Genomic DNA, 2,748 nt, shown 5'->3' with positions numbered 1-2,748 from the left:
CATCGCCTTTCAGGGCGTGTACCCGGCGGCCTGCGGCGAGCGCACCTGGGCGGTGGCGCCGGCCGATCCCGCCGGCTACGCGGCGCGCGCCATCGAAGGCATGTGGCGCGACCTGGGCGGCAAGCTCACGGGAAGCGTGCGCGACGGGCGGGTGCCCGCCGGCCTGGCCCCGGCCTTCAGCACGTCCTCGCCCGCGCTGGCCGAGGTGGTGCGCGACATCAACAAGTACAGCAACAACGTGATGACGCAGCAGGTGTTCCTCACGCTGGCGCTGCAAAAGAACGGCCGCGGCACCTTCGACGGTGCGCGCGCCGTGGTCGGGCAGTGGTGGCGCCAGCGCTTTCCCGGCACGGAGGCGCCCGTGCTGGACAACGGCGCGGGCCTGAGCCGCGAGGCGCGCATCAGCGCCCAGGCCCTGGCGCGCATGCTGCAGGCGGCATGGCTCTCGCCTGTCATGCCCGAGCTGGTGTCGTCGCTGCCGATCACCGGCGGGGACGGCACCCTGCGCCGGGCCCAGGGACGGTCGGTGGGCGCGGCCCACCTCAAGACCGGCAGCCTGCGCGACGTCTCGGCCATGGCCGGCTACGTGCACGCCGCCAGCGGCCGCCGCTACGTGATGGTGGCCATCGCCAACCACCCGAACGCGGCCGCGGCGCGCCCGGCCATCGAGGCCCTGGTCGATTGGGTGGCCCATGACCGCTGAAGCGCCCCGGACGGACGCCTGCGCGCGGCGCGGCTATCGGTAGTTCCCCTGTGCGGCCCCGGGCGGTGCGGGTTTACGATGGGCCTCCGTAAAACGCACGACCGTGCTATTTTCAACCTGACGGAGAACACCTTGATCTCGAAAACCACTAAAAACAGAGCTTCCTGGGCGGTGACGGCATTGGCGGCAGCCGCTTTGCTGGCGGCCTGCGGGGGCGGCGGATCGGACACGACGCCCGCCGTGAGCGTGAAGTCCGTGAAGGTCATGGGCGACAGCCTGGCCGACAGCGGCACGTTCGGCTTCAAGTTCACCGTGCAGGGCACGGCGGCCACGGGCGCCGGCTCCAGTTCCGTCTGGCCCGAGCGCGTCGCCACGAGCTACGGGCAGACGCTGTGCGCGCACTACCAGTCGACCGGCACCACGTTCGGCACGCGGGCGGAATGCACCAACTACGCCGTGGGCGGCGGGCGCATCAACAACTTCACCGCGCCCACCTCGCCGGTCTCCATCACCAAGCAGATCCAGGATGCCGGCGCGGCCGGGTTCACCGACACCGACCTGGTGCTGATCGACGGCGGCGCCAACGACGCGGCCGACCTGATCGGCGCCTACCTGCGCGCCTCGAGCGACGGCGGCGCCACCTACCGCGCCGTGCTGGGCACGCTGCTGGACGCCAACACCGTGAACACCGCCCTGGCCGGCGGCGCGACCGGCATGGCGCAGGTGGGCGGGCTGTACATGCAGACGCTGGCCACGAGTTTCGCGGCCACCATCAAGACCAACACGCTGGACAAGGGCGCCAAGCGCGTCGCGGTGCTCAACGCCCCGGGCATCACCCTCACCCCGCGGTTCCGACTGGTGGTGGCCTCCATCGCGGCCGCCAACGGCGCGGCCGCCGCCGCCCAGGCCGAAGCCCTGTTCGACGGCTGGATCCAGGCCTACAACGCCCGCCTGGCCACCAGCCTGGGGACCGACAGCCGCCTGGCCCTGGTGGACTTCTACAGCTCGTTCAAGGACCAGGCCACCAACCCGGCCCAGTACCAGCTGACCAACGTCTCGACCGCTGCCTGCCCGGCCACCGGCGTGGGCAGCGATGGCCTGCCGACCTACTCCTTCCCGACCTGCACGTCGGCCGCCCTGTCGGCCCGCACGCCCCCTGCAGGCGCCACGGGCGGTGCTGACTGGTGGAAGTCCTACGGCTTTGCCGACAGCTTCCACCCCACGCCGTACGGCCACCAGCTGGTCGCCCAACTGGTGTCGCGTTCCCTGTCCACCGCCGGCTGGCTCTGATTGCCCAGGTCCCATCCCCTTCGAGGAGTTTTCATGAAGCCATTTTCCTGGGCCTGCGTGGCGATCGCCGCGGCTGCCGTCTGCGGCACGGCCAGCGCACAAGTCGCCGGCACGCTGAGCCTGCGCGCTGGCGTGACCCAAATCTCGCCCCAAGTCAAAAGCGGCAACCTGAGCGCGCCGAGCTTTCCCGGCACCCGCGTGGACGTGCATTCCGCCACGGCCCTGACCGGCGGCCTGAACTACATGTTGACCGACCACTGGGCGGTGGACGTGCCCATCGGCCTGCCGTTCAAGCACTCGTTCTACGGTGACGGCGCCATCGGCGGCGTGGGCAAGGTGGGCGAGACCAAGGTGGTGCCCGCCACGGTGTTCGCGCAGTACCGTTTCCAGGAGGCCAACGCGGCCTTCCGGCCGTATGCCGGGCTGGGCGTGACCTACGCCAAGTTCTTCAAGGAGCGCACCACCGCCACGCTGAACGGGCTGACGGGTGGCACACCGACCAATCCCACCACCGCGTCGATCGACGACAAGTGGGGCGTCACCGCGCAAGTGGGCTTCGTATGGCAGTTCAACGAGCGCTGGTTCCTGGACGCGGCCTATTACAAAGGCTTCCTCAAGACCACCACACGCCTGTCGAGCGGGCAGAACATCGACATCAAGCTCAACCCCAACGTGTTCGCGGTCGGGATCGGCTACCGGTTCTGAGGCCCCCGCCGGGCCCCGTGCCGCACGGAGACCGCGGCACCATCAAAAAA

3 protein-coding genes are annotated in these 2,748 nt (G+C 70.2%); all 3 read left to right on the top strand.

From position 1 onward, the window contains the following. On the top strand, positions 1-703 hold a 703-nt coding region (locus AC27IQ_RS22070; protein WP_487090804.1), incomplete at its 5' end, for a D-alanyl-D-alanine carboxypeptidase/D-alanyl-D-alanine-endopeptidase. A 132-nt stretch (positions 704-835) separates the two neighbouring features. Beyond that, the gene (locus tag AC27IQ_RS22065; RefSeq protein ID WP_487090803.1) at positions 836-1,993 is read left to right on the top strand and encodes an SGNH/GDSL hydrolase family protein; all 1,158 of its coding nucleotides are present in this window, start codon (positions 836-838) and stop codon (positions 1,991-1,993) included. Positions 1,994-2,026: 33 nt separating this feature from the next. Next, positions 2,027-2,698, top strand: coding sequence for an OmpW/AlkL family protein (locus tag AC27IQ_RS22060; RefSeq protein ID WP_284431590.1), 672 nt, complete (start codon positions 2,027-2,029; stop codon positions 2,696-2,698). Positions 2,699-2,748: the final 50 nt, after the last annotated feature.

The organism is Acidovorax sp. KPB24-07, from assembly GCF_057543315.1.
This window is presented reverse-complemented; position numbering and strand designations above follow the sequence as displayed.